Here is a 21,770-nt window from a genome sequence, read left to right as displayed (position 1 = left end):
TGCTGAATAAACCGGGCGAAGATCGCACGCTCCGCACAGCCTCACTACAATCGCCACTTTATTTGCAAAGGGCCCACCATGGCCGGAAGTCAGATCGAACGCGCCTTCAGCTTGCTGGAGCAACTTACCCGAGCGCCAGGCGGCCTGCCGCTGCAGGCGCTGGCAGACGAAGCCGGTATGCCCAAAAGCGCGGCGCACAGAATGCTCGCCGAGCTCGTGCGGCTGGGTTATGTACGGCAGAACCCTGAAAGCCTGCGGTACCTGCTGACGACTCGGCTGGTAGCTCAAGGGTTCCGCTACCTGGGCCACAGCGGTGTGGATATCGTGCAGCCGATCCTGGACCGCCTGGCCGAGCATACGGGCGAGCTGATCCGCCTGGGCGTGGTGGAAGGCCAGCGGCTGACTTGGCTGGCGAAGGCTCAAGGTGCCCGCGCGGGCTTGCGCTACGACCCGGACATGGGCCGCGAGGCGCCGCTGTTCTACACCGCGTCCGGGCACGCCTGGCTGGCTACCTTGCCTGACGAAGAGGCGCTCGCACTGGTGAAGGCGCAGGGCATCGCCGCGGCCGAAGGCTTCGGCCCCAATGCGCCGCGCAGCCTCGAGGCGCTGCTGGAGCGCCTGCGCCTGGCCCGTACGTTGGGCTACGCCTGGGTAATGGAGAGCTCGGCTGTTGGCATGTCCGCTCTGGGCGTCGCCGTTCGGCACCCGAGCAGCAAGGCTACCCTGGGTGTACTGAGTGTGGCGGGCCCTACCGCACGCTTACCTGAAACCCGGCTTCACGAAATCGCTCCCGCAGCCATGGCCGCTGCGGTCGAATTGGCGGAAGCGAGCCCGGCGTCGGAATGGTTTCAGTAGCGGGAGGGCTTGTATTGAAACTGGAACTGGGTTCTAAATAAATAAAACAGGTAACGGGTGGCTTGACCATGACTCAACGCAGCTTTTCCCTGGCAGCCCTTACGGTTTTGGAGCTGTCACCCGTCGAAATGATCGAGGTAGCTGCGCGGGCCGGTTATAGCCATGTGGGGCTGCGTACCGAGCCTGCCACTGCCGAGGAGCGTCATTTCTCTCTTCTGGCAGACACCGGCCTGCGACAGGCAACGCTCAAGCAGCTGCGCGATAGCGGAATCAAAGTGCTGGATATCGAGATTCTTCGATTGAAGCCCGATACCAAGGTGGCGAGCTTCGAGCCGCATCTGGCGTTTGCCGCCGAGTGCGGTGCCACGGAGCTGCTGGTGGCGGGCAACGATCCGGACTTGCCACGCTGCGCCCAGCGCTTCGCTGAACTCTGTGAGCTGGGCCAGCGCTACGGTATACACCCCCACCTGGAGTTCATGCCCTGGACCGACGTTCCCGACCTGGCCACCGCGGTGAAGGTGGTTGAGCAGGCCGGGCAGTCCAATGGCTGCGTTCTGGTAGATGCCTTCCACTTCAACCGCTCCCGCTCGCAGCTGTCGCAACTGGAACAGTTATCCCCAGGCCGTTTGCGCTACGCTCAACTGTGTGACGTTGCCGGGCCGGTGCCGGACGATATCGAGCGAATCCTCTTCGAGGCACGGCATGAGCGCTGCCTGCCGGGGGAGGGCGACTGCGATCTGGTGGGGCTGCTCAAGGCCTTGCCGCCGGATATCCCGCTGAGCCTGGAAATACCCACTCGCCGCCTGATGGAGCAAGGGGTGAGCGCGCTGGAGCGTGCCACTCGCGCATTGGAAGCCACTTACCGCGTACTGGAACGCCTTTGACCCATGACTAATGCCAACCTGTCGCTGACCGGCACCAGCCAACCGCTCAAGGGGATGGCGCTGATCGTGGTAGCGACGCTGCTGTTCGCCAGCCACGACGTATTGTCAAAATACCTTTCGGGCTTTTATCCAGTGATGCTGGTGATCTGGGTTCGGTACTTTGTACATACCTTGCTGATGATGGGGATTTTCCTGCCCCAGTCGGGGCTGCGTATCCTGCGCACGCGCAGGCCGTGGCTGCAGGTCGCCCGCGCTTTGTGCCTGCTGGGCACCAGCCTGCTGTTTGTTTCCGGGCTGCAGCATATTCCGTTGGCCGAAGCCACCGCGGTCAACTTCCTCGCGCCGCTGCTGGTCACCGCGCTGTCGGTGCCGCTGCTGGGCGAGCGTGTAACCTTTGGCCAGTGGGCCGCAGTCCTGGTCGGCTTTTGCGGGGTGGTGACCATCGTGCATCCCGGCGGGGAGCTATTTACCCCGGCAATCCTGTTCCCCTTTGGCTCGGCGCTGTGCTTCTGCTTCTATCAGTTGCTCACGCGCAAGGTCGCCGAAGTGGACAGCCCCACCACCAGCAACTTTTTCGCGGGTATCTTCAATACCTTGCTGATGTCTGCCGTGGTGCCTTTTTTCTGGCAATGGCCCAGCGTGCTCGACGGGATATTCATGATTGCCCTGGGCGCCTGCGGGATGACCGCGCACCTTCTGCTTACTCAAGCCTTCCGCCATGCGCCGCCGGCGCTGCTGGCGCCGCTGGGCTATTGCCAGATCGTATTCGCCGGCATTTATGGCTTCCTGGTGTTCAACCACAGCCCTACAACAACGACCATCGTGGGCATTGTGGTGATTTGTGGCAGTGGCATTGCCGCCGCCTGGCTGCAACGTCGGCCGAAAGTGGTGGAACCCTTGGTGGCTACGTCGGCCCAACCTTCAGCCACGGTGAGTAGCGCGCCGCCCGCGAAGACTGCCTGAACCCAGAGCAGCGAAGCGGGCGATAATCGAACACAAAACTAACCGGTTGGTACGCTTGCACGGCAGGGTTTTCAGGTATAAACCCTTCCGACAAACCCAAGAATTTCCGGCTGCAGCCAGGCCGGTCAGTAGTGTGCGGGCCACCGGGTCACGGGGCTTTGCTCGCGCCCTCAGGAGTGAACCATGCACCGTTCGATCGCCACCGTATCCCTCAGCGGCACCCTGCCGGAAAAACTCGAAGCCATTGCCGCCGCCGGCTTCGACGGGGTGGAGATCTTCGAAAACGATCTTCTTTATTACGATGGCAGCCCGCGGGAAGTGCGCCAGATGTGCGCCGACCTGGGCATCGCGATCACGCTGTTCCAGCCGTTCCGCGATTTTGAAGGCGTGCCCCGCAATCGCCTGGCCCGCAACCTCGACCGCGCGGAGCGCAAGTTCGAGTTGATGCAAGAGCTAGGCACCGACCTGGTGCTGGTGTGCAGCAACGTGGCCGCCGACTCCGTTGGTGACCACAACTTGCTGGTGGATGACATGCGCCTGCTGGCCGAACGCGCCGCAGTCCACAACCTGCGTATCGGCTACGAAGCGCTGGCCTGGGGCCGGCATGTAAATACCTGGCAGCAAGTGTGGGACATCGTGCGGGAAGCGGACCATCCCAATCTGGGGATGATCCTCGACAGCTTCCACACCCTCTCGCTGCGCGGCGACCCTTCGGGCATCGCACAGGTGCCGGGCGACAAGATCTTCTTCGTGCAAATGGCCGATGCGCCTTTGCTGGCCATGGATGTACTGGAGTGGAGCCGTCACTTCCGTAACTTCCCTGGCCAGGGTGATTTCGACCTGCCGAACTTCCTCGCGCCTATCCTCAAGACCGGCTACCAGGGGCCGCTGTCGCTGGAGATCTTCAATGATGATTTCCGCGCCGCGCCACCACGTGCCAACGCCGCCGACGGCCTGCGCTCGCTGCTCTACCTTGAGGAAAAAACCCGCGAACTGCTGGCCCGTGAGGCCGACACCAGCGCCAACCTGGAGCAGCTGTTCGCCACCCCGCCTGCGGCGCCCTATGGCGGTGTCGAGTTTCTGGAATTTGCGGTGGACGAAACCACCGGTGCCAAGCTCAAGCATTGGCTGGGCCAACTGGGCTTCGCCGAGGCCGGGCAACATCGCTCCAAGAGCGTTACCCTGCTGCGGCAGAACGATATCAACCTGATCCTCAACTCCGAGCCCTATTCGTTCGCCCATAACTTCTTCGAAGCGCATGGGCCGTCGCTGTGTGCCACCGCGATCCGCGTAGACAACAGCGCTGCTGCGCTGGAGCGGGCCGTGGACTACAAGGCCCAGCCTTATCGCGGATTGGTAGGGCCTAACGAGCGCGAGCTTGCGGCAGTGCGTGCGCCCGACGGCAGCCTGCTGTACCTGGTAGACCAGGACGCCCAAGGGCGGACCATTTACGACACCGACTTCAACATCAAGCCTGTGCCCGCGACCTCGCCTGTAGGGCTCAAGCGGATCGACCACATGGCGATGGCGCTGCCGCCGGACGCATTGGATACCTGGGTGCTGTTCTACAAGACCGTGCTCGACTTTACCGCCGACGACGAGGTGGTACTGCCCGACCCTTATGGCCTGGTAAAAAGCCGCGCCATTCGTAGCCGTTGCAGCGCGGTGCGGCTGCCGCTGAACATCTCCGAAAACCGCGGCACAGCGATTTCCCACGCGTTGTCGTCATATAGGGGGTCCGGGGTTCACCACATCGCCTTTGACTGCGATGACATCTTTGCGGCAGTCACCCAGGCCAAGGAAGCGGGGCTCGCGCTGCTGGAAATTCCGCTCAATTACTATGACGACCTGGCAGCGCGTTTCGACTTCGACGACGAATTCCTGAGCGAGCTGGCGTATTTCAACGTGCTGTACGACCGCGACGCCAATGGCGGTGAGCTGTTCCACGTGTACACCGAGCCATTCGAAAACCGCTTCTTCTTTGAAGTGCTGCAGCGGCGTGGTGGCTATGCCGGTTACGGTGCCGCGAACGTCGCCGTACGCCTGGCGGCCATGGCCAAGGCCCGTAGCGGCGCCGCCCGCCACGCCCGGTTGTAACGGCCGGTTTGAAGCCGTTTCGCCTGGAGCGGCTTCCTTCCCAAGGCGGGGCGGCTCATAATTACCGCTGACCCATACAGGCCAAGAGCCCATGACAATAACATCTGACGTGCCCGCTACCAGCGCGCCACGCCGTACCCGAAAAAACAACCCCGAGAAAACCCGCGAAAATATTCTCCAGGCCGCGATAACCGAATTCGTCGCCCAAGGCCTGGCCGGCGCACGCGTGGACGCTATCGCCGAGCGCACGCAAACCTCCAAACGGATGATTTACTACTACTTCAACAGCAAGGAACAGCTGTATGTGGAGGTGCTGGAAAAGCTTTACGGTGATATCCGGCATACCGAAAGCAGCATGCATCTCACCGAGCTGGAGCCTTTCGAAGGGTTGAAGCGGTTGGTGGAGTTCACCTTCGATCACCACGATCGCAACGTGGACTTCGTGCGGATCGTGTGCAACGAGAACATTCACCAAGGCGAGTACATCAAGCAGTCGCGTTCGATTCGCAGCATGAACCAGACCGTTCTTCTGCAACTGGAGGCGCTACTGGAGAAAGGCGTGACCAGCGGTGTGTTCCGCCAAGGCCTCGATGCCATGGACGTACACATGCTGATCAGTTCGTTCTGCTTCTACCGGGTGTCCAACAAGCACACCTTCGGCGAAATCTTCCAGGTGAACTTCGACGACCCGGCGACCAGGCAGCACCATCGAAAGATGATCGTCGAAGCGCTGGAGCGTTTCGTCAAAGCCTGACTGGCTTCCCCGCTGCTTTTGTAGAGACGGGGGGCCGGCCATCCGGCGAAGCCGCAGGCGTAGCTCGCGAACTGGCGCCCCAATCCTGCTCTTTACCAGTCGGTGCAGCTAGCCATTCATGCTGTGGAAATGCGCGGTCATGCGCTCGGCATCGGCTTGGCGGTCAGTGAACAGTTCGAACGCCTTCACAGCCTGGAAAACCGCCATGGTGCTGCCATCCAGCGTACGGCAGCCCAGGGCGCGTGCATCGCGCAGGAACTCGGTTTCCAGTGGGAAATACACGATCTCTGCTACCCACAGGTCAGCGCGCAGCAGTTCCTTCGGTACCGGCGTGCCCGGCAGCTTGGCCATGCCCATGGGCGTGGTGTTCACGATGCCGTCCGCCTGGGCCACGGTGGCGGGAAGGTCGGTGCCCACCTGGGCTGGCTCGCCCGGGAAGTGCGCATTGAGGTTATCCACCAGCGTGCGTGCGCTTTGCGGGTTCACATCGAATACCGTGAGTTGCTTTACGCCTTCCATCAGCAGCGCGTGCGCCACCGCCGAACCTGCGCCCCCTGCGCCCATCTGGATCACCCGGTTGCGCCCGGCATCGGCCAGGCCCCGGCGGAAGCCTTCGGCAAAGCCCAGGCAGTCAGTATTGTGGCCCACCCGCTTGCCGTCCTTCAGCACCACGGTGTTCACCGCGCCGATCCCTTTGGCTTCTGGCGAAAGCTCGTCCAGGTAAGGGATGATCGCCTGCTTGCTGGGGAAGGTAACGTTGAGGCCTGTGAAGCCCATGCGCTGCGCTGCGGTCAGCAGCTCCTCCAACGCCTGGTTATCAAGCTTGAGCACGTCCAGGTCGATCAACCGATAAACGTAGCCCAGCCCTTGTGCCTTGCCTTCCTGTTCGTGCATGGAAGGGGTGCGGGAAAGCTGGATGCCTGAACCGATCAGCCCGGCGAGGATGCTGTTATGAGGGGTCGCAATCATGGTGAAGCTCCATTGTTATTCTTGACCGAAGTCGCTGGCGTTAAATTGTACCAGCCGGTTACTTAGGTCAATCGCTTTACCTGTATTGGACCCCGCCAGTGCTTGGAAATTGGGCGGCAATCGGTCAGCGCTGGCCAGATACCGGTGCGCCGGCATCCCGTGGAAGCTTCCATACATCTATCGCGGCGGCCAGCGTGAGTATCGCCACCGCCACGAACGCCACATGGAAGGCCTGTTCATCGCCGCCCTCAAGGCCCAGCAAGGTTTGCGCGCCGCGCAGCAGAATCACCGCCAGCGCGATCCCCAGGCCGAACGCCAATTGCTGGGTCATGCTGAACAGCGTATTGGCTGATGTCATCAAGGGCGCGGGCATGTCGGCAAATGCCAGGCTGTGATAAGCCGTGAAGCCCATCGATCGGGCCATGCCGGACACCACCAGCACGGGCACGATCAGCCACACTGGCGTGGCTGCAGTCATGAAAGCACACGCGAGCGCAGTGGCGGCGAGTACACCGATGCTTCCCAGCAAAGTGGCGCGAAAGCCGAAGCGGCGAAGGATCGCCGACGTCATGGGTTTCATCCCGATATTCCCGGCGAACAGGGCCAGCACCAGCAAGCCCGAGACGAACGGATCGAGGCCGAACGAAAGCTGGAACATCAATGGCAGCAAAAACGGCGCGGTGCTGACCATGGCCCGGTATAGCGAGCCGCCGCGAATAGTGACCGCATAGGTTTGTATACCTAGCGCCTCGAGCCGCAGCAGTGGCGCAGCCGAGCCCCGCAGGTGCCGATTGAACCCCCACAGCACCGCGCTGCTGGCGGCTAGCCAGAGATAGGCGCCCAGCGCTTCAGGCTGTTTGCCGAGCTGCTCCAGGCCATGCACCAGCGCTCCGCAGCCCAGGGCGCAGTACGCAAAGCCCTTCAGGTCGAAAGCAGGCGGGGTGGTGTGTGCTTGCGCTTGTGGCATCAATCGCCAGGCGAATGCCAGCGCCAGTATCCCCAACGGCAGGTTGAGAAGGAATATCCAGTGCCAGGAGGCGTAGCGGGTGATGAAGCCGCCCAAGGGAGGGCCTAGCACGGGCGCTACCAACCCGGGCCAGGTGATCAGCGCGATCGCACCCAGCAGGTGCTGCTTTTCCGTGTTTCGCAATACCGCCAGCCGCCCCACCGGCACCATCATCGCCCCACCGACGGCCTGAAGCGCTCGCGCCAGAACAAATTGCCAGAGCGTTTGAGCGCCGGCGCACAGCACCGACGCCAAGGTGAAGATCACCAGTGCCGCCATGAATACCCGCCGATGGCCAAACCGCTCGGCCACCCAGCCGCTGGCCGGGATAAATACCGCCAGGGTAAGCACATACACCGTAATGCCGACGTTCACGTCCACGGCGCTTACGCCAAAGGAGCGCGCCATGGCCGGCAACGCGGTAACGATCACCGTGGCATCCAGGTTGTCCATGAAAAACGCGGCGGCCACCAGCAGGGCCAGCAACCGTGCCCGGGAAGGCGACAAAACGAAAGCGGATGATGTAGTCACAGGCCCTCCGGTTCAGAGGGCCGATATAACGGGTGCGTGGCAGCGCTTGTCAACCAGCGGCGGCAAGGCCGTGGCAGCTTTGGAACAGGTCCAGCGCCGGTTTGTACACCTGAGTGTGTACGTTGAACAACCCTAGTACCGAGTGAAATACGAAGTCGTGGCTCAGGTCGGCTTCATCCCGTTTAGCCGCCAGGCATGGCAGGGACACCCCGGCATCGCTCAGGGTGTTTTGCCCGAACCACAGCACCATGGGTACATGTTTCTGGGCTTCGGGAGCGATTGCATAAGGTGCCGCATGCAAGTACAGGCCGTTCTCGCCGAGGGATTCGCCGTGGTCCGAGACATACCACATGGCCGTGTCGAAGCGGCTCTGGTTGGCTTTCAGCACGCCGATCACCCGGGCCAGGAAGTGGTCCGTGTAGAGGATGGTGTCGTCATACACGTTGTTGAGCGACTCGTTGCTGCAGCTGCCCAATTGGTTGGTGTGGCACACAGGCGCAAAGCGCGTCATCGCCTGTGGGTAACGCTCGTAGTATTCCGGCCCGTGGCTGCCATCGGAATGAAGGAAAATCGCCGTGTCGCCGTCGAGCTTGTCGATGTCCGCCTGCAGGCCTTCAAGCAAGGACTCATCCAGGCAGGTATGGCCGTCGCAGTATGGGCTGGGCTGGTTTTTCGGGATGTCCCGGTGAGGGCTGCGCAGGCAGGTACCCTTGCAGTCACTGTTGTTCTCCACCCACAACACGTTCACCCCGGCGTGCTGGAGCACATCCAGCAGGCTTTCCACGGTTTTGCCTTTTTTGTCGGTGTAATCCTTGCGGCCGAACATCGAGAACATGCACGGCACCGACACGGCCGTGGACGTACCGCACGAATGTACCTGGCTGTAATCGAGCACATCGAGCTGGCTGAGCTCGGGGTTGGTGTCGCGGCTGTAGCCGTTGAGCGAAAAGTGGTCGGCGCGTGCTGTTTCACCTACCACGAAGATCATCAACCGTTTGCGCGGCGCCTGGCCTGCCTGCACCGCATCGGTGCCGATAGGCTGGATCTCTGTGTGCTGCTGCAAGCCTAGCCGCTCCTTGCCGAGCTTGGCGCCTGCGTAAATGAAATTGGTAGGGTTGATGAAGTGCGTGAGCTGATCGTGCTGGCGCAGCAGCGGCCCGTAGGTGGAGTAGAACGCCGCCACCGTGGCCAGCAGCAAGCCAGCCGCCAGTGCCGCAGTTGCAAGTTTGTGCAGCAGCCCGCGCAAGGGCGGGGCGTACCGAACCGGCCACGCCCAGATCAGCACTGCCGGCACCACGCCAAGGCCGAGCAGATACGCCACCATCTTCAGGCTGACCAGGCCCGCGACTTCGCCGGGGTTGGTTTCGACCACGTTCTGTATCATCACGGTGTCGATTGCTACACCGTATTCGTTCATGAAATACGCCGCGCCGGCAGCGCCCAGCGCCGCCATGCTCAGTACGGGCCTGAGCAACGGGCGGAACGAAAAGCCAATGAACAGCAGCGTAAACGCCGACCAGAGGAACACGCCGAATGAGGCTTCGAACGCCAGGCGCTTGAAGCCCTCCAGCTGAATGAGGCTGGCCAGGGCATGCCAGCTGGCAAGGTTGCAGGCGAGAACGAGAAAGGCGGAAAACAGCATCACCAGGCGGGAAGCGCCAAGGGTGGGAAGGTAGCGCGCGAGGGTCATGAATACTCTGCCACAGAGCATGAATCGGCCCGGGACCGGGGTCGGCGCTGAGGGTAGGCCTGGAGTTGTACGGCAGCGGTGAGCAGGAAGTGAAAAAAACGTGAAACCCCGGGGCCGTGACCCCGGGTTCAGGCTGGGTTCAGCGGCGGACCAGCAGTACCCCAGCTTCCATGTGGTGCGTATAGGGGAACTGATCGAACAAGGCGCAGCGTTCTATGCGATGGCTACTGCTCAGCTGTTCGAGGTTGACCGCGAGGGTTTCGGGATTGCACGAGATGTACAAGATGTTATCGAAGCGCCGCGTGAGCTCGCAAGTGTCCGGGTCCATGCCAGCGCGCGGCGGGTCGACGAATACCGTACCGAAGGCATAGCTGGAAAGGTCCACGCCCTGCAGGCGGCGGAACTCACGCACACCGTTGAGGGCCTGGGTCAGCTCCTCCGCCGACAAGCGCACCAACTCCACGTTGTTCACGCCGTTGTCAGCGAGGTTATGCAAGGCCGCCGCCACGCTGGTTTTGCTGATTTCGGTGGCCAGCGCCTTACGTACTCGGGTCGCCAGCGGCAGGGTGAAATTGCCATTGCCGCAATACAGTTCGAGCAAGTCGTCATCGCGCTTACCCAATGCCTCATAGGCCCAGCCGAGCATGTGCTCGCACACGGTGCCGTTGGGCTGGGTGAAGGCACCTTCAGGCTGGCGGTACGTGAAAGTGCGGCCGGCTACCGTGAGGGCTTCGGTCACGTAATCACGGCCGATCACCAGGCGTTGCCCGCGGGAGCGCCCGATCAGGCTTACGCCCAGCGAAGCGGCCAGCTCGCCTGCCGCAGCTTCCCACTCGGCGCCCAGTGGGCGGTGATAGCACAGCGTGATCAGCGCATCGCCGGCAAGTGTGGTGAGAAACTCCACCTGGAACAGCTTGTGCCCCAGCGCTTCGTCAGCCTGCCAGGCGGCCTTGAGCAGCGGCATCAACGCATTGATGCGCTCGCTGGCCACAGGGAACTGCTCGATGAGGATAGGCGTGCGGTTATCACCGGGGGCGAACATTGCGTAATGCCGCTGGCCGCTCTCGCGCCACAGCCTGAACTCCGCGCGTAGCCGGTAGTGCTCGCGCGGGGACTCGAATACTTGCGGCGCGGGAGCATCGAAGGGCGCCAGCAAGGCCTCAAGCCGCGCCAGCTTGGCCTGGAGTTGCTCGGCGTACTCTGCCGGGTTGATGGCCGTCATGCGTTGAACCAGCCCAGCTTGATCACGAACAGCACCGACAGGATGATCAGCGCCGGGTTGAGGTCGCGGGCGCGGCCGGACACCAGCTTCACGGCGGTCCAGGTGATGAACCCGAAGGCAATGCCGTTGGCGATGGAGTAGGTGAGTGGCATGGCCAGGGCAGTGACCACCACTGGCGCGGCCTCGGTGATGTCGTCCCAGTTGATCTCGGCCAGGCCTGAAGCCATCAGCACGGCCACGAACAGCAGGGCAGGGGCCGTGGCGTAGGCCGGCACGCTACCGGCCAACGGGGCGAAGAACAGCGCCAGCAGGAACAGTACGGCCACCACGATAGCGGTAAGCCCGGTGCGCCCACCGGCACTCACGCCCGCGGCCGACTCGATGTAGCTGGTGGTGGTAGAAGTGCCCAGCAGCGAACCGGCCATGGCCGCGGTACTGTCGGCGATCAACGCCCGGCCCATTTTCGGCATGTGGCCGTCCTTGCCCATCAGCCCGGCGCGCTTGGCCACGCCGATGAGGGTGCCGGAGTTGTCGAAGAGGTCCACGAACAGGAAGGCAAAGATCACGCTCACCAGGCCGATATCCAGCGCGCCGGCGATGTCCAGCTGCAGGAAGGTAGGGGCGAGAGAGGGCGGCATCGACACCAGGCCGCCGAAGGGGCTGAAGCCGAACAGGATCGACACCACGGTCACGGCCAGGATGCCGATCAGCACGGCGCCACGCACCTTCAGGGCTTCCAGCCCGACAATCAGGATAAAGCCCAGCGCAGCCAGAATGGCCCCCGGCTGCTTGAGGTCGCCCAGGCCCACCAAAGTAGCGGGGTTGTCCACTACGATGCCGGCATTCTGCAAGGCGATGAGGGCCAGGAACAGGCCGATACCGGCGGCGATGGCGCTACGCAGGGGCAAGGGGATGCTGTTCACGATCCACTCCCGCACCTTGAAGATCGACAGCAGGAAGAAGCACACGGCAGAAATAAACACCGCGCCGAGCGCCACCTGCCAGGTGTGGCCCATGTGCAGCACCACGGTGTAAGTGAAGAAGGCGTTGAGGCCCATGCCTGGGGCCAGCGCGATCGGGTAGTTGGCGATCAACCCCATCACGGCCGAGCCGATGGCAGCGGCCAGGCAAGTGGCGACGAACACCGCGCCCTTGTCCATGCCCGTGCTGCCGAGAATGCTCGGGTTCACGAACAGGATATAGGCCATGGCGAGGAAGGTCGTGACCCCTGCCAGGATTTCTGTGCGCACGTTAGTGTTGTGTGCCTTTAACTGAAACAGCCTTTCCAGCATGCCCGCTCCCCGAGGCGCCTTAGAAGCGCCGTGAATGATGGCCCATAAGCAAAGCACAATCGTGCCAGTTGGGCCCAAAAAAGCCGCGCATCATACCAGTGTCACGTTGCCACGGTGAACGAGAGATACGGTTTTTAAAGGCCTGCGCGACGTTAACGGCGATCAGCGGTTGCCTTCCGGCGCTTCCATCCAGCACTTCACATTTCACGGTAGCGCCATATCTGTAGTACTTGTATAAATACGGGGTGGCCGTGATCACATTTTCACCGGTCATCTTCCTGGTAATTTTCTGTCATAACGGTCCGACGTGCCTTTTAAAACCTCTTTGGTAATACCCGTTACAGCGCTTTACCCTGGTGTTGAAGGCGCGATTCGTGGCCCTATGCTGCCCTCGGCCGAGGCGGGTGTAGTGCTATGCCGCATCGAGTTCAGCGACGGCTCGCTCGCCAACGGTTCTCTCCTTGCCGTGGAGGAGAACGGCTGGTTGCTTTTGGTACATGAATACACCACTACTCAGGGGCGAAGTATTCCTGCGAGAGCCTGGGCACTCGAGCAGCCGACCGGGAATGACCAGGAACAGCCAGTGACTAGCTTCCGCGTGCGCTCGATGCTGCCCGCCGGGCCCGTGTCCGCCACCTGATGGGCACCGAGCGCCGCGCGGTCTTACTCCCCGCATCGGGCTGAACGAACCCTCCTCACGCAAAGTCGTACTACGAGACGCAGGCACACAGACTTGCGCAGACGACCGTGAGGCTTTCCCGATGAGTGCGCTTTCTTCCAGCGTTGGCGTGGAGTGCTACGCCAGCCATTCGATAAACATCACGCTTAACGGCCAGCCGCGGTCGCTCGATGTCTTGCCCTGGACCACCCTGCTCGACCTGCTGCGCGAGCGCCTGGACCTGGTAGGCAGCAAAAAGGGCTGCGATCACGGCCAGTGCGGCGCCTGCACGGTGTTGGTCAACGAAAAGCGCGTGAACGCGTGTCTGACTCTGGCCGTGATGTGCGATGGCGCAAGCGTTACCACCGTGGAGGGGCTGGCCGACGGCGGTAGCCTGCACCCTCTGCAGGCGGCGTTCATCAAGCACGACGCCTTCCAGTGCGGTTATTGCACGCCAGGCCAACTGTGCTCGGCGGCGGGTTTATTGAAAGAGGGCCGTGTGAACTCGGCCGATGATATCCGCGAACAAATGAGCGGTAACCTTTGCCGCTGCGGCGCCTACGGCAACATCCTGGCGGCTATCGAAGAGGTGATCCAGGCACCCGGGGAGGGCGACGCATGAACCCCTTCAACTATGCGCGTGCCAGCGACGTCAACGAAGCGCTGGCACTCTATCAACCGGGCAGTCGGTTTATCGCCGGCGGTACCAACCTGCTGGACTTGATGAAGGAAAACGTCACCCGTCCACAGCGGCTGATCGACATTACCCGGCTACCGCTGCATGAGATTACCGAGCTGCCGAATGACCGTATTCGTGTGGGTGCGTTAGTCAGCAACGCCGACCTGGCCCATGATCCTCTCGTCCAGGCACGTTATCCCCTTCTCAGCCAGGCTATCCTCGCGGGTGCCTCGCCCCAGTTGCGTAATATGGCGACCACAGGGGGTAACCTCCTGCAACGCACCCGCTGCTACTACTTCTACGATGCCGGGGTGCCGTGCAACAAGCGCGAGCCTGGCACGGGTTGCCCGGCCCGCACCGGCCTCAACCGCATCCATGCGATTTTCGGGGCGAGTGACCAGTGTGTTGCCACTCACCCGTCGGACATGTGCGTGGCCTTGGCGGCACTAGGCGCCACCGTAGAGGTTCAAGGCAAACAGGGTACCCGAGTTATTGATTTCGCCGACTTTCACCGCCTGCCGGGTGATCAGCCTGAGCGGGATAACCACCTGGCCGAAGATGAGCTGATCGTGGCGATCGAGCTGCCTGCCGAAGGCTTCGCCCCGCATAGCCATTACCTGAAGGTCCGCGATCGGGCTTCGTATGCGTTTGCTCTGGTGTCGGTAGCGGCGGCGTTGAAACTGGAGGGCGATATGATCAAGGAGGCTCGCCTTGCCCTTGGCGGCGTGGCCCACAAGCCGTGGCGCAATACGGCGGTGGAGGCGGCGCTGGTCGGCCAGCCCGTCAGCCATGAAACGTTCACCGCTGCGGCAGAGGCCCTGGTCAAGGACGCCCAGCCACTGGCGGGCAACGCGTTCAAAGTCAAGCTGGCCCGGCGCGCCATCGTGCGGGCGCTGGATGAAGCTGCACTGGGAGGGGCACGGCCATGACAGTACTCGGACAACCCATGGACCGTGTGGACGGCGTGCTGAAGGTCACCGGCCAGGCCCGCTACGCGGGTGAATATCCCGGGCAGGGCTTGCTGTATGGGAGCGTAGTGTCCAGCACTATAACCTCTGGGCGGGTGCTACGCATCGACGCCAGCGCGGCCCTGGCATTGCCGGGCGTGGTCGAGGTGATGGACCACGGCAATCGACCGCCCATGGCCGGCGATGACGAGAAATATTCCGATGCCGACGCAGCTGACGGCAAACCCTTCCGGCCCTTGTACAACGACCGCGTGCTCTATAACGGGCAACCCCTGGCGTTGGTGGTCGCGGAAAACCTGGAGTTGGCCCGGCACGCCGCCTCTCTGGTGCGCGTCGAATACGTGGAGCACCCATGGTGTTCCGACCTGCGCGCAGAACTAAGCAACGCCACGCCCGCGCCAGCCGAGTTGCCCGAGCCCCGCGGCGACTTTGACAGCGCCTACTCGGCTGCGGCCTACAAGGTGGACGCCACCTACGAAACGCCCATCGAGCATCACAACCCCATGGAGCCGCATGCCAGCACTGTGATCTACAAGGCCGACGGTAGCCTTGAAGTGCATGACAAAACCCAAGGTACGCAGAACTGCCAGAACTACCTGTGCCAAACGCTCGGGTTGGAAAAGGACAAGGTCCGGGTGCTGGCGGCCTTCGTTGGCGGTGCATTCGGTTCAGGGCTGCGGCCTCAGTATCAGCTGCCGCTGGCGGCAATGGCCGCGCTCAAGCTGCGGCGTTCGGTGCGGGTAACGCTCACCCGGCAACAGATGTTCACCTTCGGCTACCGCCCCCGCACGATCCAGCGCCTTCAACTGGCCAGTGATGCTGGCGGCAAGCTCATGGCGGTCTCCCATCACGCCACGGGCGTGACGTCACGCTTCGAAAAATTCACGGAACACGTGGTGGAATGGAGCGGCATGCTCTACCACTGCGACAACGTGAAGCTGAGCTACGACCTGGTACCAGTGGATCTGTACACACCTCTGGACATGCGCGCCCCTGGGGCGGCGCTGGGGTTGATCGGGCTGGAATGCGCCATGGATGAGCTGGCCGAGCGGCTGCACATGGACCCGGTCACCTTCCGTGAGCTTAACTTCGCCGATAGCAATATGAACGAGGGCAAGCCTTATTCGAGCAAGGCGCTCATTGCCTGCTACAACGAGGGCAAGGCCCGCTTCGGGTGGGACCGCCGCAAGGCCGAGCCGCGTAGCCTGCGCAACGGCCGCAAGCTGGTGGGGCTGGGCATGGCGGGCGGCGTATGGGAAGCCATGCAAATGCCTGCCAGCGCCAAAGCCAGCCTGGGCAAGGACGGGATGTTGACCGTCAGCACCGCAACCACGGATATCGGCACAGGCACCTACACGGCGCTCACGCAGATCGCTGCTCAGGCCGCTGGCCTGCCGCCGTCACTGGTGAAGATCAACCTGGGGGACTCGTCCCTACCAATGGCGCCGCTTCAGGGCGGTTCGTTCACCATTTCGTCCGTGGGCACGGCTGTGCAACAGGCCTGCGAAGCTTTGCACAAGCAGCTACTGACCGCTGCGGCCAGTATTGACCCGGACTTTGCGACGGTCACGCTTACCCAGGTGAGCTTCACCGAAAGCGCATTGGTGTGGGGAGATAAGCAGTTGGCGTTTACCGACCTGGTCCATGCCAGCGGTTCGGACGCGATCGAAGTGCAGGTAGATGCACAGCCAGACAAAAAGCGGGAGCAGTACGCCACGGCAACGCACTCGGCAGTGTTCGTGGAGGTGGAAGTTGATGAAGACCTGGGCACGGTGCATGTGACCCGCGCGGTCAATGCCGTGGCGGCGGGCAGGGTGGTGAACCCGAAAACCGCCCGCAGCCAGATTCTGGGTGGCGTGGTGTGGGGCATCGGCATGGCGCTTCATGAGGAAACGCTGACCGACCACGCGTTAGGCCGGCACATGAACCACAACCTGGCGGAGTATCACATCCCTGTTCAGGCGGACATCGGGCCTATCGACGTGGTGTTCGTCGAGGAGCAGGACTCGGTGGTCAATGCGTTGGGCTCCAAAGGGGTGGGGGAAATCGGCCTGGTAGGCGTGGCGGCAGCGGTGGCCAACGCCATTTATAACGCCACCGGCAAGCGCGTGCGCGATTTCCCTATCACTCTGGACAAACTGCTGGATAGCCCGGCGTAGCTTGCGAACGGCAGTTTGCCAATTCGCGAGCTCCGCCGGATGGCTGGCCCCGCCGCTTCCCACAGCCCAACTGCGCGGGTGTAGGAGACGGGCGGAGCCGCAGGCGCAGCTCGCGAATAAGGCCTTGAGAAAACCGCTCAAGACAATTGCTACCCACAGGGCTAGGGGGTTCCTACAGTGGCTTTGCCGCGTCTCGCTCGGGCGCTTGCATATGGTCCCGGTTGGCAAGGCTCGGGAACAGTTTTATCCACACCCCGGTCACCATCAGCGTGCCAACCCCGCCGATCACCACGGCGGGGACGGTGCCGAACCAGTGAGCGGTAAGCCCGGATTCGAACTCGCCCAGCTGATTCGACGCACCGATGAACAGCCCATTGACCGCGCTGACCCGGCCGCGCATTTCGTCTGGGGTTTCCAGCTGCACGAAGGCCCCGCGGATCACCATGCTGATCATGTCTGCCGCGCCCAGCACCGCCAGGGTTGCCAACGAGAACCAGAACGAAGTCGATAGCCCGAACGCGATGGTCGCCACGCCGAAGATGCCTACGCCGGCGAACATGGTGCGGCCCACCTTGCGTTCGATCGGGAAGCGCGACAACCAGAACGACATCAGCAGCGCCCCTACCGCTGGCGCCGAGCGGAGCAGCCCCAGGCCCCAAGGGCCGGTGAGCAGAATGTCCCGGGCGAATACCGGCAACAGGGCGGTAGCGCCTCCTAACAACACGGCGAACAGGTCCAGGGAAATCGCACCGAGGATGTCCGAGCGGCTACGAATGAAACGAATCCCCGCCATGAGCGAATGCAACGTGGCTCGGCCGGTAGGCAGCGGGGTTTCACGTTTTGGCAGGCTGAGCATCAGGCTGAGCGCCAATAGGTAAAGCACGACCGTTGGCCCGTACACCCACACGCTGCCGAACGCATACAGAAAGCCGCCCAGCGCCGGCGCCACGATGGTCGCGGTTTGCATCGCCGAAGCTGACGCCGCCACGGCCCGGGGGAACAGGCCCGCCGGGACGATATTAGGAAGCAGCGCCTGGGTAGTCGGCATTTCAAAGGCGCGGGCGCCGCCGAGGCAGAACGCAAGCACAAATATCATCTCCCGGCTCACGTTATCCGTGCTGCTACCCACCACCAGGGCCAAGGCCACAATGGCCTGTAGCGTCTGGCAGATGGCCGCGACCTTGCGGCGGTCATAGCGGTCCGCCACATGGCCGGTGTGCAGCATGAACAGCACGCGGGGCGCGAATTCGACCAGACCTACCAGGCCCAGGTCCAGCACACTGCCGGTGAGCTGGTAGAGGTGCCAACCAATGGCTACGGTCAACATCTGGAAGCCACTTGCCGTGCACACCCGTGCCAGCCAGAACGCAAGGAAGGGGCGGTGGTGACGCAACAGCCGGGGCGCTTCGGTAGCCATGAACGACCAGTGACCTCAGGGGGCGGAAGAGGTTAGCAGCCTATCATTTCCCTGTAACAAACGGTTGCAACTTCATGCTGGCGCTTGCATGAAACCTGCCGGTTCCGGGGGGTGGGGCAATTGGTCACGCGGCACTGCACCACAGCGTCGACATGCGGGAACGGGGCTACGCTATGCAAGGTCATTGATTTGGATCAATGCCGTGCTCCGTGCCGCCTGTCAGAGGAAACCCTATGTTCGGTTCAGAGGCGCTAGACCTCGCCCGTATCCAGTTTGCGTTCACCGTGTCGTTCCACATTCTTTTCCCAGCCATCACTATCGGGCTGGCGAGCTACCTTGCGGTGCTCGAAGGCTTGTGGTTGAAAAGCGGCAACAGCGTGTACCGCGAGCTGTACCATTTCTGGTCGAAAATATTCGCCGTGAACTTCGGCATGGGCGTGGTCTCCGGGCTGGTCATGGCCTACCAGTTCGGTACCAACTGGAGCCGGTTCTCGGACTTTGCCGGTGCGATCACCGGGCCATTGCTCACCTACGAGGTGCTGACGGCGTTCTTCCTCGAAGCAGGTTTCCTGGGCGTAATGCTGTTCGGCTGGAACCGCGTAGGCCGAGGGCTGCACTTCTTCGCGACGGTGATGGTAGCGATCGGCACGCTGATCTCCACCTTCTGGATTCTGGCATCCAACAGCTGGATGCACACCCCTCAGGGCTACCAGATCGTCGACGGCCGGGTGATTCCGGTGGACTGGTTCGCGGTGATCTTCAACCCGTCGTTCCCTTACCGCCTGGCCCACATGGCAACTGCTGCCTTTGTGGCGACTGCGTTCTTCGTTGGTGCCTCCGCTGCCTGGCACTTGCTGCGCGGCCGCAACAACCCAGCCGTGCGCAAGATGTTCTCCATGGCCATGTGGATGGCGTTGGTGGTTGCGCCGGTGCAGGCCATGTTGGGCGACATGCACGGCCTGAATACCCTCGAGCATCAGCCGGCGAAAATCGCCGCCATCGAGGGCCACTGGGAGAACACCAACAGCGAGCCTACGCCGCTGGTACTGTTCGGCTGGCCTGACATGGAAGCCGAGAAAACCCGCTTCGCCGTGGAAATTCCCTATCTGGGCAGCCTTATCCTTACCCACAGCCTGGACAAGCAGATCCCCGCCCTTAAAAGCTTCCCACCGGAAGACCGCCCCAACTCGACCATCATCTTCTGGTCGTTCCGTGTCATGGCCGGCCTGGGCATGCTGATGGTCGCGGTGGGCTTGTGGAGCCTCTGGCTGCGCTGGCGCGGCAAGCTGTATGACTCGCCGCTGTTCCTGCGCGTTGCGTTGTTCATGGGGCCGTCCGGGCTGATCGCCATCCTTGCGGGCTGGTTCACCACCGAGATAGGCCGTCAGCCGTGGGTGGTGTACGGCCTGATGCGTACCGCCAATGCCTCCTCCAACCACGACGTGGGGCAAATGAGCTTCACTCTGGCGCTGTTCGTGCTGGTGTACTTCGCGGTGTTCGGTGTGGGCTTCGGCTACATGATGCGCCTGGTGCGCAAAGGGCCGGCCATTGCCGGGCCGCATAGCCATGGCGGGCCTGGCCAGAAACGCACGCCTGCGCGGCCGTTGTCTGCCGCTCATGAAGAAACCGCTGAAGACCACCACGCCACGCCGAGCGAGAGGAACTGACCATGGGCATCGATCTATCGTTGATCTGGGCCATCATCATTATTTTCGGCGTGATGATGTATGTGGTGATGGACGGGTTCGATCTGGGTATAGGCATCCTCTTCCCGTTCACGCCCAAGGAACACGACCGTGACGTAATGATGAACACGGTTGCGCCGGTATGGGACGGCAACGAAACCTGGCTGGTACTGGGTGGCGCTGGCTTGTTCGCGGCCTTCCCGCTGGCCTACGCCGTAGTGCTGTCGGCCTTGTATATCCCGCTTATCCTGATGTTGATCGGCCTTATCTTCCGCGGTGTGGCATTCGAGTTCCGTTTCAAGGCCAAGGTGGACAAGCGCCACATCTGGGACAAGGCGTTCATTGGCGGTTCGCTGCTGGCTACCTTCTCCCAGGGCGTTGCGCTGGGCGCTTACATCGACGGTATCAAGGTGGCCGAGCGCGCCTATGCCGGTGGCCCGTTCGATTGGCTTACTCCGTTCTCGCTGTTCTGCGGCCTGGGCTTGATCGCGGCTTACGCCATGCTCGGCTGCACCTGGTTGATCATGAAAACCGAGGGTGAACTGCAGGAGCGCATGCACCAGCTCGGCAAGCCGCTGACCTTCGTATTGCTCGCCTTCGTGGCCATCGTGAGCGTGTGGACGCCGCTGGCTCACAGCGACATCGCCGCGCGTTGGTTCACCCTGCCGAACCTCTTCTGGTTCATGCCGGTGCCTATCCTGGTGGTGGTGGCGACCTACGGCCTGATCAAGGCGGTGGCGCGCAAGGCGCACTACATGCCGTTCCTGCTTACGCTGTTGCTGATCTTCCTGGGCTACAGCGGCCTTGGCATCAGCCTGTGGCCCAACATCATCCCGCCTGCCGTGAGCATCTGGGACGCCGCCTCGCCGCCGCAAAGCCAAGGCTTCGTACTGGTGGGCACGCTGTTCATTCTGCCGTTCATCCTCGGTTACACCTTCTGGAGCTACTACGTGTTCCGCGGCAAGGTGACCACCGAAGATGGCTACCACTAGAGAGGTGCGCCCAGTGATCAAGCCGGTTGAAACGAAAAAGCCCCTCTGGCAACGCCTCGGCTGGCTGGTACTGATCTGGGCTGCAAGCGTGGTCAGCCTCGGCCTGGTGGCCGGGCTGCTCCGGCTGCTGATGGCAGCGGCTGGCATGCGCAGCCACTGACAGGTTTTCCCTTCTTTATGCCCGCGCTCCAGCGGGCTTTTTTATGGTTGTGTGTTTGTTTTGGAGCAAATAAACAGGCTGACACCTGTATTTCAATTGAGATACGGAATATACGCGAGCTTTTTTTAAGGACTGGGAACGTCTTTCACGGTCGGGGCTACAGGCTGTAGGAAGCGGGCGAAGCTCGCGAAGAATTTATAGCGCGAATAGGCAAAAAGTCGTTCGCGAGCTCCGCCGCTTCCTACAAGTTGATCGGTAATAGCGCTACCTCCGTGCCCGCAACACCACGAACTTGGGAATCGCCGCTACATGGTCCACACCTCGTAACTAAATGGCATCGAGAATAAATCCGAACAGTAAGCGCGCTGCCTTAATGCGATCATCCGAATGTACTCTGTAGGAAGCGGGCGAAGCTCGTGAAGAATTTATAACGCAAATAGGAAAAAAGTTGTTCGCGAGCTTCGCCCGCTTCCTACAAGTTGATCGGTAATAGCGCTACCTCCGTGCCCGCAACACCACGAACTTGGGAATCGCCGCTACATGGTCCACACCTCGTAACTAAATGGCATCGAGAATAAATCCGAACAGTAAGCGCGCTGCCTTAATGCGATCATCCGAATATACTCTGTAGGAAGTGGGCGAAGCTCGTGAAGAATTCATAACGCGAATAGGCAAAAAGTTGTTCGCGAGCTCCGCCGCTTCCTACAAGTTTATCGGTAATAGCGCTACCTCCGTGCCCGCAACACCACGAACTTGGGAATCGCCGCTACATGGTCCACACCTCGTAAC

Annotated in this window: 19 protein-coding genes; 12 read left to right on the top strand and 7 right to left on the bottom strand. The window is 61.9% G+C overall.

Annotated features, from left to right (window positions below; genetic code table 11):
* Positions 1-78: 78 nt before the first annotated feature.
* The 5 genes from G7016_RS23485 to G7016_RS23465 all read left to right on the top strand — a co-directional run bounded on the left by G7016_RS23485 (position 79) and on the right by G7016_RS23465 (position 5,553).
* Positions 79-855, top strand: coding sequence for an IclR family transcriptional regulator (locus G7016_RS23485; protein WP_181118208.1), 777 nt, complete (start codon positions 79-81; stop codon positions 853-855).
* Between the two features lie 68 nt (positions 856-923).
* A complete protein-coding gene (locus tag G7016_RS23480) occupies positions 924-1,739 on the top strand; it encodes a sugar phosphate isomerase/epimerase family protein (RefSeq protein ID WP_181118207.1) in 816 nt (271 codons plus the stop codon).
* 3 nt (positions 1,740-1,742) lie between these two features.
* Entirely contained in the window at positions 1,743-2,702 is a 960-nt protein-coding gene (locus G7016_RS23475; protein WP_181118206.1) for a DMT family transporter, read from the top strand.
* Between the two features lie 183 nt (positions 2,703-2,885).
* On the top strand, positions 2,886-4,799 hold the full coding sequence (quiC, locus tag G7016_RS23470) for a 3-dehydroshikimate dehydratase QuiC (protein WP_181118205.1): 1,914 nt from the start codon (positions 2,886-2,888) through the stop codon (positions 4,797-4,799).
* A 91-nt stretch (positions 4,800-4,890) separates the two neighbouring features.
* Positions 4,891-5,553, top strand: a complete 663-nt coding sequence (locus G7016_RS23465; RefSeq protein ID WP_181118204.1) for a TetR/AcrR family transcriptional regulator — start codon at positions 4,891-4,893, stop codon at positions 5,551-5,553.
* A gap of 108 nt (positions 5,554-5,661) precedes the next feature.
* On the opposite strand, the gene G7016_RS23460 is transcribed toward G7016_RS23465, so the two are convergent.
* The 6 genes from G7016_RS23460 to G7016_RS23435 all read right to left on the bottom strand — a co-directional run bounded on the left by G7016_RS23460 (position 5,662) and on the right by G7016_RS23435 (position 12,537).
* A complete protein-coding gene (locus tag G7016_RS23460) occupies positions 5,662-6,522 on the bottom strand; it encodes a shikimate dehydrogenase (protein WP_181118203.1) in 861 nt (286 codons plus the stop codon).
* A 124-nt stretch (positions 6,523-6,646) separates the two neighbouring features.
* Positions 6,647-8,059, bottom strand: coding sequence for an MFS transporter (locus G7016_RS23455; protein ID WP_308812208.1), 1,413 nt, complete (start codon positions 8,057-8,059; stop codon positions 6,647-6,649).
* Positions 8,060-8,108: 49 nt separating this feature from the next.
* A complete protein-coding gene (locus tag G7016_RS23450; RefSeq protein WP_181118202.1) occupies positions 8,109-9,749 on the bottom strand; it encodes a phosphoethanolamine transferase in 1,641 nt (546 codons plus the stop codon).
* A gap of 139 nt (positions 9,750-9,888) precedes the next feature.
* Positions 9,889-10,971, bottom strand: a complete 1,083-nt coding sequence (gene trmA, locus G7016_RS23445; RefSeq protein WP_181118201.1) for a tRNA (uridine(54)-C5)-methyltransferase TrmA — start codon at positions 10,969-10,971, stop codon at positions 9,889-9,891.
* Positions 10,968-12,263, bottom strand: coding sequence for an NCS2 family permease (locus G7016_RS23440; RefSeq protein ID WP_181118200.1), 1,296 nt, complete (start codon positions 12,261-12,263; stop codon positions 10,968-10,970). Before G7016_RS23440 ends, trmA begins: the two co-directional genes overlap by 4 nt.
* A 19-nt stretch (positions 12,264-12,282) precedes the next feature.
* Positions 12,283-12,537 (bottom strand): hypothetical protein, encoded by a 255-nt coding sequence (locus G7016_RS23435; RefSeq protein WP_181118199.1) that lies wholly within the window; start codon positions 12,535-12,537, stop codon positions 12,283-12,285.
* Positions 12,538-12,645: 108 nt separating this feature from the next.
* On the opposite strand from G7016_RS23435, the gene G7016_RS23430 reads away from it, so the two are divergent.
* From G7016_RS23430 to G7016_RS23415, 4 genes are all read left to right on the top strand, one after another.
* On the top strand, positions 12,646-12,903 hold the full coding sequence (locus G7016_RS23430) for a hypothetical protein (RefSeq protein WP_181118198.1): 258 nt from the start codon (positions 12,646-12,648) through the stop codon (positions 12,901-12,903).
* A 121-nt stretch (positions 12,904-13,024) separates the two neighbouring features.
* Positions 13,025-13,543 (top strand): (2Fe-2S)-binding protein, encoded by a 519-nt coding sequence (locus G7016_RS23425; RefSeq protein ID WP_181118197.1) that lies wholly within the window; start codon positions 13,025-13,027, stop codon positions 13,541-13,543.
* A complete protein-coding gene (locus G7016_RS23420) occupies positions 13,540-14,529 on the top strand; it encodes an FAD binding domain-containing protein (protein WP_181118196.1) in 990 nt (329 codons plus the stop codon). Before G7016_RS23425 ends, G7016_RS23420 begins: the two co-directional genes overlap by 4 nt.
* On the top strand, positions 14,526-16,727 hold the full coding sequence (locus tag G7016_RS23415) for a xanthine dehydrogenase family protein molybdopterin-binding subunit (RefSeq protein WP_181118195.1): 2,202 nt from the start codon (positions 14,526-14,528) through the stop codon (positions 16,725-16,727). The genes G7016_RS23420 and G7016_RS23415 overlap by 4 nt, the downstream gene beginning before the upstream one ends.
* A gap of 172 nt (positions 16,728-16,899) precedes the next feature.
* On the opposite strand, the gene G7016_RS23410 is transcribed toward G7016_RS23415, so the two are convergent.
* Positions 16,900-18,144, bottom strand: coding sequence for an MFS transporter (locus G7016_RS23410; protein WP_181118194.1), 1,245 nt, complete (start codon positions 18,142-18,144; stop codon positions 16,900-16,902).
* 233 nt (positions 18,145-18,377) lie between these two features.
* Between G7016_RS23410 and G7016_RS23405 the strand changes: the two genes are divergently transcribed.
* From G7016_RS23405 to G7016_RS23395, 3 genes are read left to right on the top strand one after another with little or no spacing between them, the layout of a single operon-like run.
* The gene (locus G7016_RS23405; RefSeq protein WP_181118193.1) at positions 18,378-19,811 is read left to right on the top strand and encodes a cytochrome ubiquinol oxidase subunit I; all 1,434 of its coding nucleotides are present in this window, start codon (positions 18,378-18,380) and stop codon (positions 19,809-19,811) included.
* A gap of 2 nt (positions 19,812-19,813) precedes the next feature.
* Positions 19,814-20,821: a cytochrome d ubiquinol oxidase subunit II gene (gene cydB, locus G7016_RS23400; RefSeq protein ID WP_181118192.1), complete on the top strand. Its 1,008-nt coding sequence runs from the start codon at positions 19,814-19,816 to the stop codon at positions 20,819-20,821.
* The gene (locus G7016_RS23395; RefSeq protein ID WP_181118191.1) at positions 20,808-20,981 is read left to right on the top strand and encodes a DUF2474 domain-containing protein; all 174 of its coding nucleotides are present in this window, start codon (positions 20,808-20,810) and stop codon (positions 20,979-20,981) included. The genes cydB and G7016_RS23395 overlap by 14 nt, the downstream gene beginning before the upstream one ends.
* The last annotated feature ends 789 nt before the right edge of the window (positions 20,982-21,770 follow it).

The organism is Pseudomonas japonica, assembly GCF_013522925.1.
GTDB lineage: Bacteria > Pseudomonadota > Gammaproteobacteria > Pseudomonadales > Pseudomonadaceae > Aquipseudomonas > Aquipseudomonas japonica_A.
This window is presented reverse-complemented; position numbering and strand designations above follow the sequence as displayed.

Bases quoted from the DNA above. Each gene is read 5' to 3' on its own strand.
- G7016_RS23485 (WP_181118208.1), top strand. From the start codon at position 79: ATGGCCGGAAGTCAGATCGAACGCGCCTTCAGCTTGCTGGAGCAACTT.
- G7016_RS23480 (WP_181118207.1), top strand. From the start codon at position 924: ATGACTCAACGCAGCTTTTCCCTGGCAGCCCTTACGGTTTTGGAGCTG.
- G7016_RS23475 (WP_181118206.1), top strand. From the start codon at position 1,743: ATGACTAATGCCAACCTGTCGCTGACCGGCACCAGCCAACCGCTCAAG.
- quiC (WP_181118205.1), top strand. From the start codon at position 2,886: ATGCACCGTTCGATCGCCACCGTATCCCTCAGCGGCACCCTGCCGGAA.
- G7016_RS23465 (WP_181118204.1), top strand. From the start codon at position 4,891: ATGACAATAACATCTGACGTGCCCGCTACCAGCGCGCCACGCCGTACC.
- G7016_RS23460 (WP_181118203.1), bottom strand. From the start codon at position 6,522: ATGATTGCGACCCCTCATAACAGCATCCTCGCCGGGCTGATCGGTTCA.
- G7016_RS23450 (WP_181118202.1), bottom strand. From the start codon at position 9,749: ATGACCCTCGCGCGCTACCTTCCCACCCTTGGCGCTTCCCGCCTGGTG.
- trmA (WP_181118201.1), bottom strand. From the start codon at position 10,971: ATGACGGCCATCAACCCGGCAGAGTACGCCGAGCAACTCCAGGCCAAG.
- G7016_RS23440 (WP_181118200.1), bottom strand. From the start codon at position 12,263: ATGCTGGAAAGGCTGTTTCAGTTAAAGGCACACAACACTAACGTGCGC.
- G7016_RS23435 (WP_181118199.1), bottom strand. From the start codon at position 12,537: ATGACCGGTGAAAATGTGATCACGGCCACCCCGTATTTATACAAGTAC.
- G7016_RS23430 (WP_181118198.1), top strand. From the start codon at position 12,646: ATGCTGCCCTCGGCCGAGGCGGGTGTAGTGCTATGCCGCATCGAGTTC.
- G7016_RS23425 (WP_181118197.1), top strand. From the start codon at position 13,025: ATGAGTGCGCTTTCTTCCAGCGTTGGCGTGGAGTGCTACGCCAGCCAT.
- G7016_RS23420 (WP_181118196.1), top strand. From the start codon at position 13,540: ATGAACCCCTTCAACTATGCGCGTGCCAGCGACGTCAACGAAGCGCTG.
- G7016_RS23415 (WP_181118195.1), top strand. From the start codon at position 14,526: ATGACAGTACTCGGACAACCCATGGACCGTGTGGACGGCGTGCTGAAG.
- G7016_RS23410 (WP_181118194.1), bottom strand. From the start codon at position 18,144: ATGGCTACCGAAGCGCCCCGGCTGTTGCGTCACCACCGCCCCTTCCTT.
- G7016_RS23405 (WP_181118193.1), top strand. From the start codon at position 18,378: ATGTTCGGTTCAGAGGCGCTAGACCTCGCCCGTATCCAGTTTGCGTTC.
- cydB (WP_181118192.1), top strand. From the start codon at position 19,814: ATGGGCATCGATCTATCGTTGATCTGGGCCATCATCATTATTTTCGGC.
- G7016_RS23395 (WP_181118191.1), top strand. From the start codon at position 20,808: ATGGCTACCACTAGAGAGGTGCGCCCAGTGATCAAGCCGGTTGAAACG.